Here is a 13,240-nt window from a genome sequence, read left to right on the forward strand (position 1 = left end):
CTACGTAGGGTGAAGAAGACCTCCCTCTACCTCGACCCGGAGCTCGACGAACGTCTGGCACGCCGCGCCGAGGAGGAGGGACTGTCGAAGGCGGAGTTCATCCGCCGCACGCTCGCCGGTGCCGTGACCCGCCCGAAGCGCCCCAAGCCGCAGGGCATCGGAACGATCACCGACGACGGTCCCGACTGGTGGTCGTCCGACGTCGATCGCGCCCTGCGCGAGAGCGGCTTCGGACGGTGACGCTGGTGGTGGACACGAGCTTCGTCCTGTCGCTGGCGATCGTCCGCGACGAGTTCCACGTCGCCGCGCGCGACTTCCTGCGCGACAGCGACGAGGACCTCGTCACGAGCCCGCTCGCCGTCGCCGAGATGGACCACCTGATCACGCAGCGCGGCGGCCCCGCAGCCCGCGACGTGCTGTGGGCCGACTTCGAGAGCGGCGCATACGGGGTCCGCTGGTGGGCAGACGCCATGAGCGAGACCTTGACGATCGCGCGCGATGCGCCGAAGGTCGGTCTTGCGGACGCCTCGCTCGTCGCCCTCGCCCGGCGTCTGCGCACCGGCCGGATCCTCAGCTTCGACAGCCACTTCGCCTCCTTTGACTTGACGCTCCTCCCCGAAAGGCCCTGACACAGATGTCCGAGAACCCGAACTCCTTCGACGCCAAGGCGACGCTCAGCGCCGCGGGCAAAGAGCTCACCATCTACCGCCTGGACGCGCTGCAGGCGAAGTACGACGTCGCGCGGCTGCCGTTCAGCCTCAAGGTGCTGCTCGAGAACCTGCTGCGGACCGAGGGCAACGGCGCGGTGACCGAGAAGGACATCGTCGCGCTCGCCTCGTGGGACGCGAAGGCGACGCCGTCCGAGGAGATCGCGTTCACGCCCGCGCGCGTGGTGATGCAGGACTTCACCGGCGTTCCCGCCGTCGTCGACCTCGCCGCGATGCGCGACGCGATGGCCGAGCTGGGCGGCGACCCCGCGAAGATCGAGCCGCTCGTCCCGGCGGAGCTCGTCATCGACCACTCCGTCCAGGTCGACCACTTCGGCACCCGCGAGGCGTTCGGGCAGAACGCGGCCCTCGAGTTCGAGCGCAACCGCGAGCGCTACCAGTTCCTGAAGTGGGGCCAGCAGGCGTTCGACACGTTCAAGGTCGTCCCGCCGGACACGGGGATCGTGCACCAGGTCAACCTCGAGTACCTGGCGCGCACCGTCTTCGTCAACGACAAGACCGGCGAGGCCTACCCGGACACGCTCGTCGGCACCGACTCGCACACGACGATGGTCAACGGGCTCGGCGTGCTGGGTTGGGGCGTCGGCGGCATCGAGGCCGAGGCGGCCATGCTCGGCCAGCCGATCCCGATGCTGATCCCGCAGGTCATCGGCTTCAAGCTCAAGGGCGAGCTGCCGGAGGGGACGACGGCCACCGACCTCGTCCTCACGATCACCGAGATGCTGCGCGCCAAGGGCGTCGTCGGCAAGTTCGTCGAGTTCTACGGCGCGGGCGTGAGCGCGCTGCCGCTGGCCGACCGCGCCACCATCGGCAACATGTCCCCCGAGTTCGGCTCGACCTGCGCGATCTTCCCGATCGACGCGGAGACGGTCCGCTACCTGAAGTTCTCGGGCCGGCCGGACGACCTCTGCGAGCTCGTCGAGGCGTACGCCCGCGAGCAGGGCCTGTGGCACGACGAGAACGCCGAGGAGCCCACGTTCACCGACACGCTGGAGCTCGACCTCGGCGACGTCGTCCCGTCGATCGCCGGCCCCAAGCGCCCGCAGGACCGCATCGCCCTCACCGACGCCTCGTCGGCGTTCGACGAGGCGATCAAGACGTACATGCCGTCCGGTGACGAGTCCGGGGGCAGCCAGGCCGGCGAGCGCGCCGTGGAGGACGAGGCTCCGCTGGCCACCGTCACCGCGAACCGGCGGAGCGCCGACGTCGCGCTGTCGACGGGCGCGAACTGCTCGCTGCAGGACGGCGCGGTCGTGATCGCCGCGATCACCTCGTGCACGAACACGTCGAACCCGTCGGTCATGCTGGCCGCCGGCCTGCTGGCCCGCAACGCGGTCGCCAAGGGCCTCGTCACCAAGCCGTGGGTCAAGACGTCGCTCGCGCCCGGGTCGCTCGTCGTCACCGAGTACCTCGAGCGCGCCGGCCTGATCGACGACCTCGAGGCGCTCGGCTTCCACAACGTCGGCTACGGCTGCACGACCTGCATCGGCAACTCGGGCCCGCTCCCGGACGAGATCAGCGCGGCCATCAACGAGCACGACCTGGTCGCCGTCAGCGTCCTCTCCGGCAACCGGAACTTCGAGGGACGCATCAACCCGGACGTGAAGATGAACTACCTCGCGTCGCCGCCGCTGGTCGTCGCCTACGCGATCGCCGGCTCGATGGACGTCGACCTGTACACCGACCCGCTCGGCCAGGACGACGCCGGCAACGACGTCTACATGAAGGACATCTGGCCGTCGACGGCCGAGATCGCACAGACGGTCGAGGAGGCCGTGCAGAGCGACATGTTCCACAAGTCCTACGCGACCGTGTTCGACGGCAGCACGGACTGGCAGGAGCTCGACGTCCCGTCCGGCGACCGCTTCGCCTGGGACCCGGAGTCGACCTACGTCCGGCACGCGCCGTACTTCGACGGCATGCCCGCCGAGCCCGAGGCCGTCACGGACATCACCGGGGCGCGCGTGCTCGCGAAGCTCGGCGACTCGGTGACGACCGACCACATCTCGCCCGCCGGCGCGATCAAGGCGGATGGCCCGGCCGGCACCTACCTGAAGGAGCACGGCGTCGAGCGCAAGGACTTCAACTCCTACGGCTCACGGCGCGGCAACCACGAGGTGATGATCCGCGGCACGTTCGCGAACATCCGCCTGCGCAACCAGCTCGCGCCCGGCACCGAGGGCGGCGTGACGAAGAAGGACGGCGAGGTGACCTCGATCTACGAGGCCTCCGAGGCGTACATCGCCGCGGGCGTCCCGCTGGTCGTGCTCGGCGGCAAGGAGTACGGCTCGGGCTCGTCCCGCGACTGGGCGGCGAAGGGGACCAACCTGCTGGGTGTCCGCGCCGTCATCTCCGAGTCGTTCGAGCGGATCCACCGCTCGAACCTCGTCGGGATGGGCGTCCTGCCGCTGCAGTTCCCCGAGGGCCAGACGGCGGACTCGCTCGGCCTCACCGGCGAGGAGGAGTTCTCGATCACCGGGTTCGCGGAGGTGCTGAACGACGGCGGCCTGCCGAAGACCTGTGCGGTCAAGGCCGGCGACGTCGAGTTCGAGGCGGTCGTCCGGATCGACACCCCGAAGGAGGGCGACTACTTCCGCCACGGCGGGATCCTGCAGTACGTCCTGCGCCAGATCGTCGCCAGCGACTGAGCGCCGCGCCGGTCACCGAACGGAATGGTTGCCGGGCAACCGTTTCGTTCGGCCGGAAGGCGTCAGGCGGGGCGCTCGCCCCGCTTGACCCGCTTGAAGGCGTGCAGGTCTGAAGCGATGTCCGCCTCCGGCGCGCGCACGACGTAGCGCGTGATGCGGCCGTGGTCCTCGGCGACGAGGACCCGGAGCGGCCACTGGTAGCGCTTGCCGTCGGTGCCCGTCGCCGTCGCGGTGCACACGAGGATCACGAGGTCGCCGACGACCTCCGCGCGGTCCAGGCCCATGTTCAGGTCGGGCGCGGCGGCCAGCGCGGCGGCGACGGTCCCGCGGAAGGCGGCGATGCCGGTTGCCGCCGTCGGCCGCAGGCCGAGCGCGACGGGGGTGAACAGGTCCACCTCCTCGTGCATGAGGACCTCGAGCTCGTCCAGCCGGCGCTCATTGAACGCCAGATGCGCCGCGATGATCACCTCGATAGAGGCGTGCTGCACGCGACCTTCGATCTCATCCGTCCCCTTCATCCTGCCTCCAACTCGCTCTGCCGACGTGGAAAAGACGCGACTGCTCCCGTGCGAGGAGTCTAGCCAGGATCCGGCCGCTAGCCTCACGGTTCATATGAGCCTCCCCTCCGTCCTGCAGGATCTCCTCCTCGCGCACGGCCCGTCCGGCCACGAGACCGCCCCGGCGAAGGTGTGGCGCGACGCCGCCGCGGCGTTCGCGGAGGTCGAAGTCGACCACATGGGCAACTCGACCGCCCGGGTCGCGGGGACGGCCGGCGGGCCGACCGTCGCGATCGTCGGCCACGTCGACGAGATCGGCCTGATCGTCACCCACATCGACGACAAGGGCTTCGTCTACTTCGAGAGCGTCGGCGGTTGGGACCCGCAGATCCTCGTGGGCCAGCGGGTCGCGCTCCACACCAAGGACGCGGTCGTCCCCGGCGTCGTCGGCAAGAAGCCGATCCACCTGCTCGAGGCGGAGGAGCGCAAGAAGGTCACCGAGCTGAAGGACATGCACATCGACATCGGCGCCGCGGACGGGGACGAGGCGAAGGGCCTGGTCCGGATCGGCGACACGGCCGTGATCGACGCGGTGCCCCAGTCGCTGCTCGGCGGGCTGACGGCCGCCCGCGCGATGGACAACCGCCTCGGCGCGTTCGTCGCGTTCGAGGTCGCGCGGCTGGTCGCGGAGGCCGGCGGCGCCCCCGGCGACGTCATCGCGGTGGCCGCCGTCCAGGAGGAGATCGGCCTGTTCGGCGCGGCGGCGAGCTCCTACCGCATCAAGCCCGATGCGGCGATCGCGGTCGACGTCACGTTCGCGACCGACACGCCGGGCAGCGACCACAAGAAGCTCGGCGAGCACCCGCTCGGCTCGGGCCCCGTCCTGACCCGCGGGGCGACGCTGAACCCGCGCCTGTTCGAGGCGCTCTACGACGCCGGGAACACCGCCGAGATCGCGTTCACCGTGAGCGCCAGCGGCGGCCGGACCGGCACGGACGCGGACTCCATGCACCACATGCGCGGCGGCATCCCGACGACCGTGGTCAGCATCCCGCTGCGGTACATGCACTCGCCCGTCGAGGTCATGAACGTGCAGGACGTCCTCGACACGGCGAAGCTCATCGCCGCGACGCTCCAGACGCTGAACGCGGAGACATCCTTCGCGCGCTGATCCCGTCAGCGGCCGGTCCGACCTGGACGGCGGGCTCCGCGGGCCAGGCCCACGCACATCGCCAGCAGCGCCGGGGCGCCCATCAGCAGGAACGTCCCGGCCACCCAGCGCGCGCCGCTGCCGTTGTCGCCGGGGACGTCGGGCGCCGCCGGCCCGTCACCGGCCACCAGCGCGGCCGCGCCCATGCAGGTGAACAGCAGGAAGAACCAGAGGCCGCCGATGGTCGCCGCCATGCCTGTCCCGCCCGGCGCCGCCTTGCCCAGGCCGTGCACGCGGGTGGCGATGAGGTAGATCCCGGCGAACGGCACCACGAAGATCGACAGGACCAGCGCCATCGCCTCGAGTGCGGTGTCGCCGGGACAGGGACGGACGTTGACGTACGGGCCGCCGTCCGAGCACGTCCCGATCTGCACGAGGTCGTAGATCCCGAGCGACGCGACGGTGACCGAGCCGGCGACCAGCGCGATCCCGAGGACGGTGCGGATCCAGTAGCGCGCCATCCCGTCAGCGCCCCAGCGCGTCGACGCACGCCTGCAGCCGCGCCGGCCGGTTGCCCGCGCGCCTGAGGCAGCGGTTCAGGCGCCGGCCGGCCGCGGGGTCGGTGACGATCGTCGTCCCGCCGACGCGGACGACCACGACGTTCGACTCCGGCGGGATCCGCACCTGGGTCCCCGGCCGCGTCGTCGGGCGGACGGGGGTGGTCGGCGTGGGCGCAGGGGTCGCCGCCGGCGTGGTGCTCGTGGTGGGGATCGGCTCGCCGAGGGGCGGCGCGACCGGCTCCGGATCGCCCGCGCGGCGCGACCGGGTCCCCGTCGCGTCGGCGGTCCAGTGCTGGTCGGCGATCGGGACCTCCTCGAGCGTCAGGTCCCAGGACTGCTGCTCCTGGTTCGCCGCGTAGCGCCAGTCGACGCGGACGATGCGCGCCGCCGGCCCGGTGGTGCTCAGCGCCGCCAGCACGAGCCGGCCCGGCGCGCCGGGGTCCAGGCGGGACAGCGCCGGCCCGGGCGCTGCGTTGGTCCCGGTGCGCGCCTCGACCACGTCGTAGGCAAGGTCGACGCCGAACGTGCGCTCGTGGCCCTCGGCGTCACGGACCTCGATGACGGCGCGGACGGGGGAGAGGTCGACGTCCGTGACCACCTCGTCGTCGTCGAGGCGTGCCGCCACCTTCGCGAACACCCGCTGCAGGTTCGCCTCGCGCAGCAACGACCGACCCTCGGCCCGGACGACCTCGCCGCGGCGGCCCTGCTCGACGGGGTCGCGGAGCGCGGCGCGCTCGGCGCGCCAGAGTCCGAGGCCGGTCGCGACGAGCGCCAGCGCCGCGACCACCAGGGGGATCCAGCGCTCGCCCCGGGGCGGGGTCCAGTCCGCCTTCCGGCGGTCGCGGTCGCCCTCGGTATCGCGGCCGGGCCCGGGGCCCCGCGGCCGGTCCCACTGCGGCGGCCCAGGCAGGGGATCGCCGCTGCCGTCGTCGCCGAACGCGCGGCGCGCATCGTCCGTCGAGGAGTTGTCCGGGGGCGCGACCATCTGCGCGGCGGACCGTACCGCGCCATCCCGGGCGTGCCGAGCAGATCGAGACGGGCTTGAGACCACCGCCCGCTCCCGGGCAGGCCGCTCAGGGGCGCAGCATGCCGTCCGCCGCGAGCTGGCGGTAGATGATCCCCGCGGCGATCCCGGTGCCGGTCTTGTTGAGGTGCACGCCGTCCGGCTCGCGGACCACGACGCTGCGGCCCTTGTAGGTGATCGACTCGGTCCACACGTCACCCGGGGAGATCACGTTGCCGATCTTGTCGATCACGATCACGCCGTCCGGGAACGTCTTCGCCGCGAGCAGGATGGCCGTGTTGACCGCGTGCCACTGCGCCGGGCGCTGCGGCCGGTCGGCGGTCGGCCGCGGCGCGGGCAGCAGCGCCCAGTAGACCAGGCTGTGGCCGTCGCGGGTGAACGTGCGCATGATCTCCCGCAGGCGGCGGCTGTACTCCGCGACCCAGGCGGGCCCGCAGCACACCGCCTCATTGCCCGCGTCCGTCGTCAGCGGCTCCGAGTCGCCGGCCGCGCCCAGCATCACGAACGTCACGTCCGGGCGCACGGCCTTGTTGATGACGCGGGCGTGGACGGGCCAGTTGACGAACTCGGGCTTGCTCACCCCGGTGCCGGGGTTCGGATCGCCGCGGACCGTCCCCCCGGTGGGCGCCAGCCGGCGCGCCAGGTCGTTGAAGATCCCGTAGGTCATCGAGTCGCCGGTGACGAGGACGCGCAGCGCCACGCCCCTGCGCACGCTGACGGTCCGCTGCACCGCTGACCCGAACGTCGGCTTCGCGCTGAGGGTCCAGGTCCCCTCGCGGGCCAGGCGGACCTGCGTCTTGTGCCGCAGCCGGCCCGGCGGGACACGCACCCGGCGACACCGCTCGAGGCCCGCGGCCGACGTCGCGCAGACGTCGGCGAAGTACCCCCCGAGCCGCCAGCGGTCGGTGAGGCGGACCGTCGTCGCCTTCCCGGGCCGCACACGGGCGGGGACGGCGACCATGGCTAGGCGGTGTGCACAGGACGGCGTGCGGACGACGGCGGTGGCGGTCCGCGGCGGCCCGTTCGTGCTCCCGCTGCGCGCGATGAACCGGCGCACGCTGCGGTCGCAGCGCCAGGTGGTGATGTCGGGGACGGTCGCCGAACCGGAGGTGACGGTGATCAGCTTGAGCGGGAACTCGCGGCCGCCGAAGACCTCGGACAGCTGGACCACGTCGCCCGGGACGCCGGTGACCGACAGCTCGATGTGTCCCGGGGCCGCGGCGCTGGCGGTCAGCGACATCGGGCGGGCCGGCGGGTCCTGGCTGTGGGCGACCGGCGCCACCACCGCGAGGGCGGCCGCCAGTCCGGCGGCCGCACACGCGCGCAGACCAGACGTGCCTCTGCCCAGGAAATCGGCCATTCGCGGGACAGCGTAGGCGAGATCCGGCGCGTCGCGAGCCGGTGCATGTCAGATGGCGCGCAGGTACGTAGGCTGCTCGGGTCCACGCCGCGCGCCGTGAAAGGCCATGCCCATGCTGCTGCTGTTCGACATCGACGGAACGCTGCTGATCCGGGCCGCGGAGGCGCACACCCGCGCGCTGCACGCCGCGATCGAGGAGGTGCACGGCGTACAGGCTCCCGATGCCTTCGTCCCGACCGCCGGCCGCACCGACCTCTCGATCATGCGCTCGCTGCTGCTGCTGTGCGGGGTGGACGCGCGCGCGATCGACGACGGCGCCGAGGCGACGAGCACCGCGGCGGCGATCGCCTACGCGCGGCTCTGCCCCGCCGACCTCAGCGCGCACGTCGCACCGGGGGTCCCGGATGCGCTCGACGCGCTGCTCGGGGCGGGCCACGTCCCCGCGCTGGTGACGGGCAACATCGAGTCGATCGCGCGGCTGAAGCTGCGTCGTGCCGGCCTGGGGGAGTGGTTTGCCTCAGGGCCCGGCGGGTTCGGGTCCGACCACGAGGACCGCTCCGAGCTGCCGGGCCGTGCCCGCGCACGCGCCGCCGGCGAGGGTGCGCGCCCGGTCCCGCGCGATCAGGCCGTCGTCATCGGCGACACGCCGCTGGACATCGCGTGCGCGCGGGCCGACGGCGTGCGCTGCGTCGGCATCACGACCGGCCCGCACGATCGCGCCGACCTGTCGGACGCCGACGCGGTCATCGACCGGATGGCCGAGCTCGAGGACGTCCTGGCCGGCTGGGCCTGACGCACGGCCCTGGCGGTTGCGATCAGGCCGCGAGCGACCAGTAGCCGTCCGCGCCCACCGGGTGCTCGACCGCCGCGCGCGCCAGCAGCTCGCGGGCGTCCGGGACGGACAGCTCGCAGATCGCGGCGACCTCCTTCGTCGCCAGCGGCTCACCGGCCCAGGCCAGCACCTCGGCGACGTCGTCCGTCGTGTCGCGGCGCTCCAGGCCGGGGGCCAGGTTCGCGATCAGCACCTCGTAGGCGAGCAGCGGCTGGAAGCCGGCGGCGACGACCGTGGAGTCCGGGGAGCCGTCGAGCGTCAGCTCGTACGACGGCGCCGTGTAGCGACGCCCGCCGGACCAGTCGGCCAGCTTGTGGTCCAGAGCCAGCGCGGCCGGGTGCGGATGCCGCGCGCGGTCCATGTCGTCCTTCAGCGCGGCGGCGACGTCGTCACCGGCCGCCCACTCGGCGAGCTGCGCCGGGTCCAGCCCCGCGTCCTCCGCCGCGGCCGCGAGCGTGTCCGGGTCGTCGAGCAGCGCGCCCGCGAAGCAGCGCACGCGGAGGGAGCGCAGGAGGGCCCGCATCGCGGTCGGCGCGTGCAGGCGGGCGGCGACCACCGAGCGACACGCCGGCACGGTCCCGGCCATGCGCGGCCGCAGCGCGGAGTCGATCGGCATCCCGTGGTCGGCGCCGATCTCCTTCAGCGCGCCGGACAGGACGTCGGCGGTGAAGCCCTTCGACTCGTAGTCCTCGCCCGACTCGGCCAGGCCGATCATCACGGGGGTCCACGCGAGCTGGTCCCCGTACACCCAGTCGAGCCGCCGGCGGGCCGGTTCGGCGCTGAAGGCCCACGGGCATCCGGGGTCGGTGAACTCGCTGATCTCGATCGTCGGCATGCGCACACCATAGAAAGACCGCGGACTGCGGTCCGGATGGCCGCGTGATCCGCGGCCGACCGGCTCCCGAATATCCAGGTGCATGTCGAAGATCGCCATCATCGGAGCCGGGATCGCCGGGCTCACCGCAGCGCACCGCCTGCACCCGGACCACGAGATCACGATCTTCGAGGCGGGCGCCTACGTCGGCGGCCACACGAACACGATCGACGTCCGCACGACGAGCGGCGACTGGGCGGTCGACACGGGCTTCATCGTCCTGAACGACCGCAACTACCCGAACTTCACCCGCTTCCTCGACGAGCTCGGCGTCGCGACGCAGCCCACGCACATGGGCTTCAGCGTGTCGTCCGACCATGAGGACTTCGAGTACGCCGGCACGCCGCGCGGGCTCGTGGCGCAGCCGGCCAACGTCGTGAATCCCAGGTACCACCGGATGATCCGGGACCTCCTGCGCTTCAACAAGGACATGCGCGCGCTGCTCGAGTCCGGTGAGGACGGTCCCTCCCTGGGCGAGTACCTCGACGCCGGCGGCTACAGCGAGTGGTTCGTCCACCGGCTGATCGTCCCCCAGGCCAGCGCTGTCTGGTCCGCCGACCCGGCCGGGATGTGGGCGTTCCCGGTCCGCTTCCTCGCCGAGTTCTTCCGCAACCACGGCATGCTCGGCTTCAAGGACCGGCCGCAGTGGCAGACGATCGTCGGCGGCTCGCAGCGCTACGTCGACGCCGTGACCCGGCCGTTCGCGGACCGCATCCACACATCCAGCCCGGTCGAGGCGGTCACCCGCCACGGCGACCACATCGCCGTCACGCCGCGCGGTGCGGAGTCCCAGCGCTTCGACGAGGTCGTCCTCGCCTGCCACGCCGACCAGGCGCGGGCCATGCTCACGAACCCGACCGACCTCGAGGACGAGCTCCTCGCCGCGTTCCCGTTCCAGGCCAACGAGGCCGTCCTGCACACGGACGCCTCGCTGATGCCGCGGCGGCGCACGTGCTGGCAGGCGTGGAACTTCCACCTGCTGCGCGAGCCCAAGCCGCTCACCACCATCACGTACGGCATGAACCACCTCCAGTGCCTGCCGGCGCCCGAGGACTTCCTGGTGACGCTCAACCTGACCGAGAAGATCGATCCGGCCAAGGTCATCGAGACGATCCAGTACGCCCACCCGATCTACACGCGGGAGGGTGTCGCCGCGCAGGCCCGCCACGGGGAGATCAGCGGCGCCGACCGCATCCACTATGCCGGCGCGTACTGGCGCTGGGGCTTCCACGAGGACGGCGTCGTCAGCGCGCTGAACGCCCTCGATCACCGCGAGCGCCACCTCCGGCAGGCAGTCCCGGCCTGATGGCCGGCACGGCAGAGACCCTCGCCCGCGGCGGGCGGCCGACCGAGGACGCGCGTCTGCGGTCGGCGCGTGCCGGTGCCGCCGACCGGCCCACCGCGAGCGCCATCTACGTCGGAACGGTCCGCCACCGGCGCCACGACCCGATCGAGCACGCGTTCACCGCGGCCGTCGGGATGCTGTACCTGGACCTCGACGAGCTGCACCTGCTCGAGCACCGCCCGCTGTGGTCCGCCACCCGCCCCGCCATCGGCCGCTTCCGGCGCGCGGACTACCTGGGCGACCCGGACGTCCCGCTCAAGCACGCTGTCGCCGCCGAGATCCGCCGGCAGACGGGGGCCAACCACCACGGCCCCATCCGGCTGCTCACGACCCCGCGCACGTTCGGCCGGGCGTTCAACCCGGTCAGCTTCTACTACTGCTTCGCCGCCGACGGCACGACGGTCGAGTTCGTCGTCGCCGAGGTGACCAACACGCCCTGGGGTCAGCGTCACAGCTACGTCCTCGACGCCCGCGCGAACCGGCGCCAGACGACGCTCGAGCAGGAGTTCGACAAGGTCTTCCACGTCTCCCCGTTCATGGGGATGGACCACCGCTACGCGTGGTCGCTCACGGTGCCCGGCCCGACGCTGTCGGTGAACATCGACTCCGCGACGACCGGACCGGACGCGCATCACGCGTTCGACGCGACGCTCAAGCTGCACCGCCGTCCGCTGACCGACGCAGGCCTGCGCCGCCTGCTCCTGCGCTTCCCCTTCCAGACGCTTCGCACGGGCCTGCTCATCTACGGGCACGCCGTGCGCCTGAAGCTCAAGGGGGCGCCGTACTTCGCGCACCCCGAGGGCACCAAGCCGCCCCTCCTGACCAAGCTCCGCCGATCCAATAAGGCCTCCGCGCGATGAACGACAAGCACGCACGCTTCCTGCTGCACCAGCTCCTCTCCCGGACCCAGGACGGCCAGCTGACCGTCGAGGAGGACGGGGTGGTGCGCAGCTTCGGCCAGCCCACCGGCGCGGAACCGCTGCGTGCCCACATCACCGTCAACGACCCGAAGTTCAACCAGTCGATCCTCAAGGGGTCGCTCGGCCTCGGGCAGTCGTACATGGACGGCCTCTGGGACGTCGACGACATGGTCACGCTGATCCGCATCGCGGCCCGCAACGTGCACCGCTTCGATGAGCTGCGGCGGACGTTCCGCCCGGTGCTGGCCCCCCTGCAGTCGGCGGTGAGCCTGGCCCGGCGCAACACGATCGAGCGCTCGCGCGAGCAGATCTCCGCGCACTACGACCTCGGGAACGACCTCTACGAGCTGTTCCTGGACCCTTCGATGATGTACTCGGCCGCCGTCTTCGACACGCCCGACACGCCGCTTTACGACGCGCAGATCGCGAAGCTCGACCGCATCTGCCAGAAGCTCGCGCTGAAGCCGGGCGACCGCCTGCTGGAGATCGGCAGCGGCTGGGGCGCGCTCGCCGTCCACGCCGCCGGGAAGTACGGCGCCCGGGTGACGACGACCACGATCTCCACCGAGCAGCACGCGCTCGCCGTGGAGCGCGTCAAGGCCGCGGGGCTGGAGGACCAGGTCACGGTCCTCCTCCAGGACTACCGGACGCTCACCGGCACCTACGACAAGCTCGTCTCGATCGAGATGATCGAGGCCGTCGGCTGGCGGGACTTCCCGACGTTCTTCCGCGTGTGCGGCGAGCGCCTGGCCGACGACGGCGTGATGCTGCTGCAGGCGATCACGATCGACGACCGCGCCTACGACGTCGAGAAGGCGGTCAAGTCGTTCATCAACCAGCTGATCTTCCCGGGCGGCTGCCTGCCGTCGGTCGAGATCATCTCGCGCAACACCGCCCGCCAGAGCGACATGCGCATCGTCCAGCTCGAGGACATCACCGAGCACTACGTCACAACGCTGAAGCACTGGCGCGGGACGTTCGAGGCCGCGACCGAGCAGCTCGAGGAGCGTGGCTACGACGAGCGGTTCCGCCGCCTGTGGCGCCTGTACCTCTCTTACTGCGAGGCCGGCTTCGCCGAGCGCCGGATCCAGGACGTGCAGCTCCTGATCGCGAAGCCGAAGTACCGCGACGAACCGGTCTGGGCGCTCGACAGCCCGTCGGGCGACGAAGGTGAGCGTGCTCGCGGGCCGCACGCGCTGCCCGAGCCGGCGGACGACGCCGACGCGGTCGCTGCCTAGACGACGCTCCCGCCGCGGTTGACCGCGGAACCGCTTCGTGACACAGTGGCCGTATGTCCGCGAC

General features: G+C 72.0%; 13 protein-coding genes. 8 read left to right on the plus strand and 5 right to left on the minus strand.

Features of this window, described 5'->3' with window-relative positions:
• Window positions 1-9 precede the first annotated feature (9 nt).
• From DSM112329_RS02185 to acnA, 3 genes are read left to right on the plus strand one after another with little or no spacing between them, the layout of a single operon-like run.
• Complete coding sequence (locus DSM112329_RS02185; RefSeq protein ID WP_354700169.1) at window positions 10-240, plus strand: CopG family transcriptional regulator; 231 nt, start codon at window positions 10-12, stop codon at window positions 238-240.
• Window positions 237-629 carry a PIN domain-containing protein gene (locus tag DSM112329_RS02190; RefSeq protein WP_354700170.1) on the plus strand — a complete coding sequence of 131 codons (393 nt, stop codon included), beginning with the start codon at window positions 237-239 and terminating at the stop codon, window positions 627-629. The genes DSM112329_RS02185 and DSM112329_RS02190 overlap by 4 nt, the downstream gene beginning before the upstream one ends.
• Window positions 630-634: 5 nt before the next feature.
• Window positions 635-3,376 (plus strand): aconitate hydratase AcnA, encoded by a 2,742-nt coding sequence (gene acnA / locus DSM112329_RS02195; protein ID WP_354700171.1) that lies wholly within the window; start codon window positions 635-637, stop codon window positions 3,374-3,376.
• A gap of 62 nt (window positions 3,377-3,438) precedes the next feature.
• Here the strand turns inward: acnA and DSM112329_RS02200 are convergent, their stop codons facing one another.
• Window positions 3,439-3,894, minus strand: coding sequence for a nuclear transport factor 2 family protein (locus tag DSM112329_RS02200; protein WP_354700172.1), 456 nt, complete (start codon window positions 3,892-3,894; stop codon window positions 3,439-3,441).
• Between the two features lie 94 nt (window positions 3,895-3,988).
• Here DSM112329_RS02200 and DSM112329_RS02205 point away from each other — a divergent pair, with 94 nt between their 5' ends.
• The gene (locus DSM112329_RS02205) at window positions 3,989-5,044 is read left to right on the plus strand and encodes a M42 family metallopeptidase (RefSeq protein ID WP_354700173.1); all 1,056 of its coding nucleotides are present in this window, start codon (window positions 3,989-3,991) and stop codon (window positions 5,042-5,044) included.
• A gap of 5 nt (window positions 5,045-5,049) precedes the next feature.
• Here DSM112329_RS02205 and DSM112329_RS02210 read toward each other — a convergent pair whose 3' ends face one another.
• The 3 genes from DSM112329_RS02210 to DSM112329_RS02220 form a co-directional block, all read right to left on the minus strand.
• Window positions 5,050-5,544 carry a hypothetical protein gene (locus tag DSM112329_RS02210; RefSeq protein ID WP_354700174.1) on the minus strand — a complete coding sequence of 165 codons (495 nt, stop codon included), beginning with the start codon at window positions 5,542-5,544 and terminating at the stop codon, window positions 5,050-5,052.
• A gap of 4 nt (window positions 5,545-5,548) precedes the next feature.
• Complete coding sequence (locus DSM112329_RS02215) at window positions 5,549-6,568, minus strand: hypothetical protein (protein ID WP_354700175.1); 1,020 nt, start codon at window positions 6,566-6,568, stop codon at window positions 5,549-5,551.
• A gap of 88 nt (window positions 6,569-6,656) precedes the next feature.
• Window positions 6,657-7,967, minus strand: a complete 1,311-nt coding sequence (locus DSM112329_RS02220; RefSeq protein ID WP_354700176.1) for a hypothetical protein — start codon at window positions 7,965-7,967, stop codon at window positions 6,657-6,659.
• 106 nt (window positions 7,968-8,073) lie between these two features.
• Here DSM112329_RS02220 and DSM112329_RS02225 point away from each other — a divergent pair, with 106 nt between their 5' ends.
• The gene (locus tag DSM112329_RS02225; protein ID WP_354700177.1) at window positions 8,074-8,760 is read left to right on the plus strand and encodes a haloacid dehalogenase-like hydrolase; all 687 of its coding nucleotides are present in this window, start codon (window positions 8,074-8,076) and stop codon (window positions 8,758-8,760) included.
• A 22-nt stretch (window positions 8,761-8,782) separates the two neighbouring features.
• On the opposite strand, the gene DSM112329_RS02230 is transcribed toward DSM112329_RS02225, so the two are convergent.
• Window positions 8,783-9,634 carry a DsbA family protein gene (locus DSM112329_RS02230; RefSeq protein ID WP_354700178.1) on the minus strand — a complete coding sequence of 284 codons (852 nt, stop codon included), beginning with the start codon at window positions 9,632-9,634 and terminating at the stop codon, window positions 8,783-8,785.
• A gap of 82 nt (window positions 9,635-9,716) precedes the next feature.
• Here DSM112329_RS02230 and DSM112329_RS02235 point away from each other — a divergent pair, with 82 nt between their 5' ends.
• From DSM112329_RS02235 to DSM112329_RS02245, 3 genes are read left to right on the plus strand one after another with little or no spacing between them, the layout of a single operon-like run.
• On the plus strand, window positions 9,717-10,979 hold the full coding sequence (locus DSM112329_RS02235) for an FAD-dependent oxidoreductase (RefSeq protein ID WP_354700179.1): 1,263 nt from the start codon (window positions 9,717-9,719) through the stop codon (window positions 10,977-10,979).
• Window positions 10,979-11,878: a DUF1365 domain-containing protein gene (locus tag DSM112329_RS02240; RefSeq protein WP_354700180.1), complete on the plus strand. Its 900-nt coding sequence runs from the start codon at window positions 10,979-10,981 to the stop codon at window positions 11,876-11,878. Before DSM112329_RS02235 ends, DSM112329_RS02240 begins: the two co-directional genes overlap by 1 nt.
• A complete protein-coding gene (locus tag DSM112329_RS02245) occupies window positions 11,875-13,176 on the plus strand; it encodes a cyclopropane-fatty-acyl-phospholipid synthase family protein (RefSeq protein ID WP_354700181.1) in 1,302 nt (433 codons plus the stop codon). Before DSM112329_RS02240 ends, DSM112329_RS02245 begins: the two co-directional genes overlap by 4 nt.
• The last annotated feature ends 64 nt before the right edge of the window (window positions 13,177-13,240 follow it).

Source organism: Paraconexibacter sp. AEG42_29, assembly GCF_040581415.1.
In the GTDB taxonomy this organism is placed as follows: domain Bacteria; phylum Actinomycetota; class Thermoleophilia; order Solirubrobacterales; family Solirubrobacteraceae; genus Paraconexibacter.

Coding starts and splice junctions, on each gene's coding strand:
- acnA (WP_354700171.1), top strand. CDS start 635: ATGTCCGAGAACCCGAACTCCTTCGACGCCAAGGCGACGCTCAGCGCC.
- DSM112329_RS02200 (WP_354700172.1), bottom strand. CDS start 3,894: ATGAAGGGGACGGATGAGATCGAAGGTCGCGTGCAGCACGCCTCTATC.
- DSM112329_RS02205 (WP_354700173.1), top strand. CDS start 3,989: ATGAGCCTCCCCTCCGTCCTGCAGGATCTCCTCCTCGCGCACGGCCCG.
- DSM112329_RS02210 (WP_354700174.1), bottom strand. CDS start 5,544: ATGGCGCGCTACTGGATCCGCACCGTCCTCGGGATCGCGCTGGTCGCC.
- DSM112329_RS02215 (WP_354700175.1), bottom strand. CDS start 6,568: ATGGTCGCGCCCCCGGACAACTCCTCGACGGACGATGCGCGCCGCGCG.
- DSM112329_RS02220 (WP_354700176.1), bottom strand. CDS start 7,967: ATGGCCGATTTCCTGGGCAGAGGCACGTCTGGTCTGCGCGCGTGTGCG.
- DSM112329_RS02225 (WP_354700177.1), top strand. CDS start 8,074: ATGCCCATGCTGCTGCTGTTCGACATCGACGGAACGCTGCTGATCCGG.
- DSM112329_RS02230 (WP_354700178.1), bottom strand. CDS start 9,634: ATGCCGACGATCGAGATCAGCGAGTTCACCGACCCCGGATGCCCGTGG.
- DSM112329_RS02235 (WP_354700179.1), top strand. CDS start 9,717: ATGTCGAAGATCGCCATCATCGGAGCCGGGATCGCCGGGCTCACCGCA.
- DSM112329_RS02240 (WP_354700180.1), top strand. CDS start 10,979: ATGGCCGGCACGGCAGAGACCCTCGCCCGCGGCGGGCGGCCGACCGAG.
- DSM112329_RS02245 (WP_354700181.1), top strand. CDS start 11,875: ATGAACGACAAGCACGCACGCTTCCTGCTGCACCAGCTCCTCTCCCGG.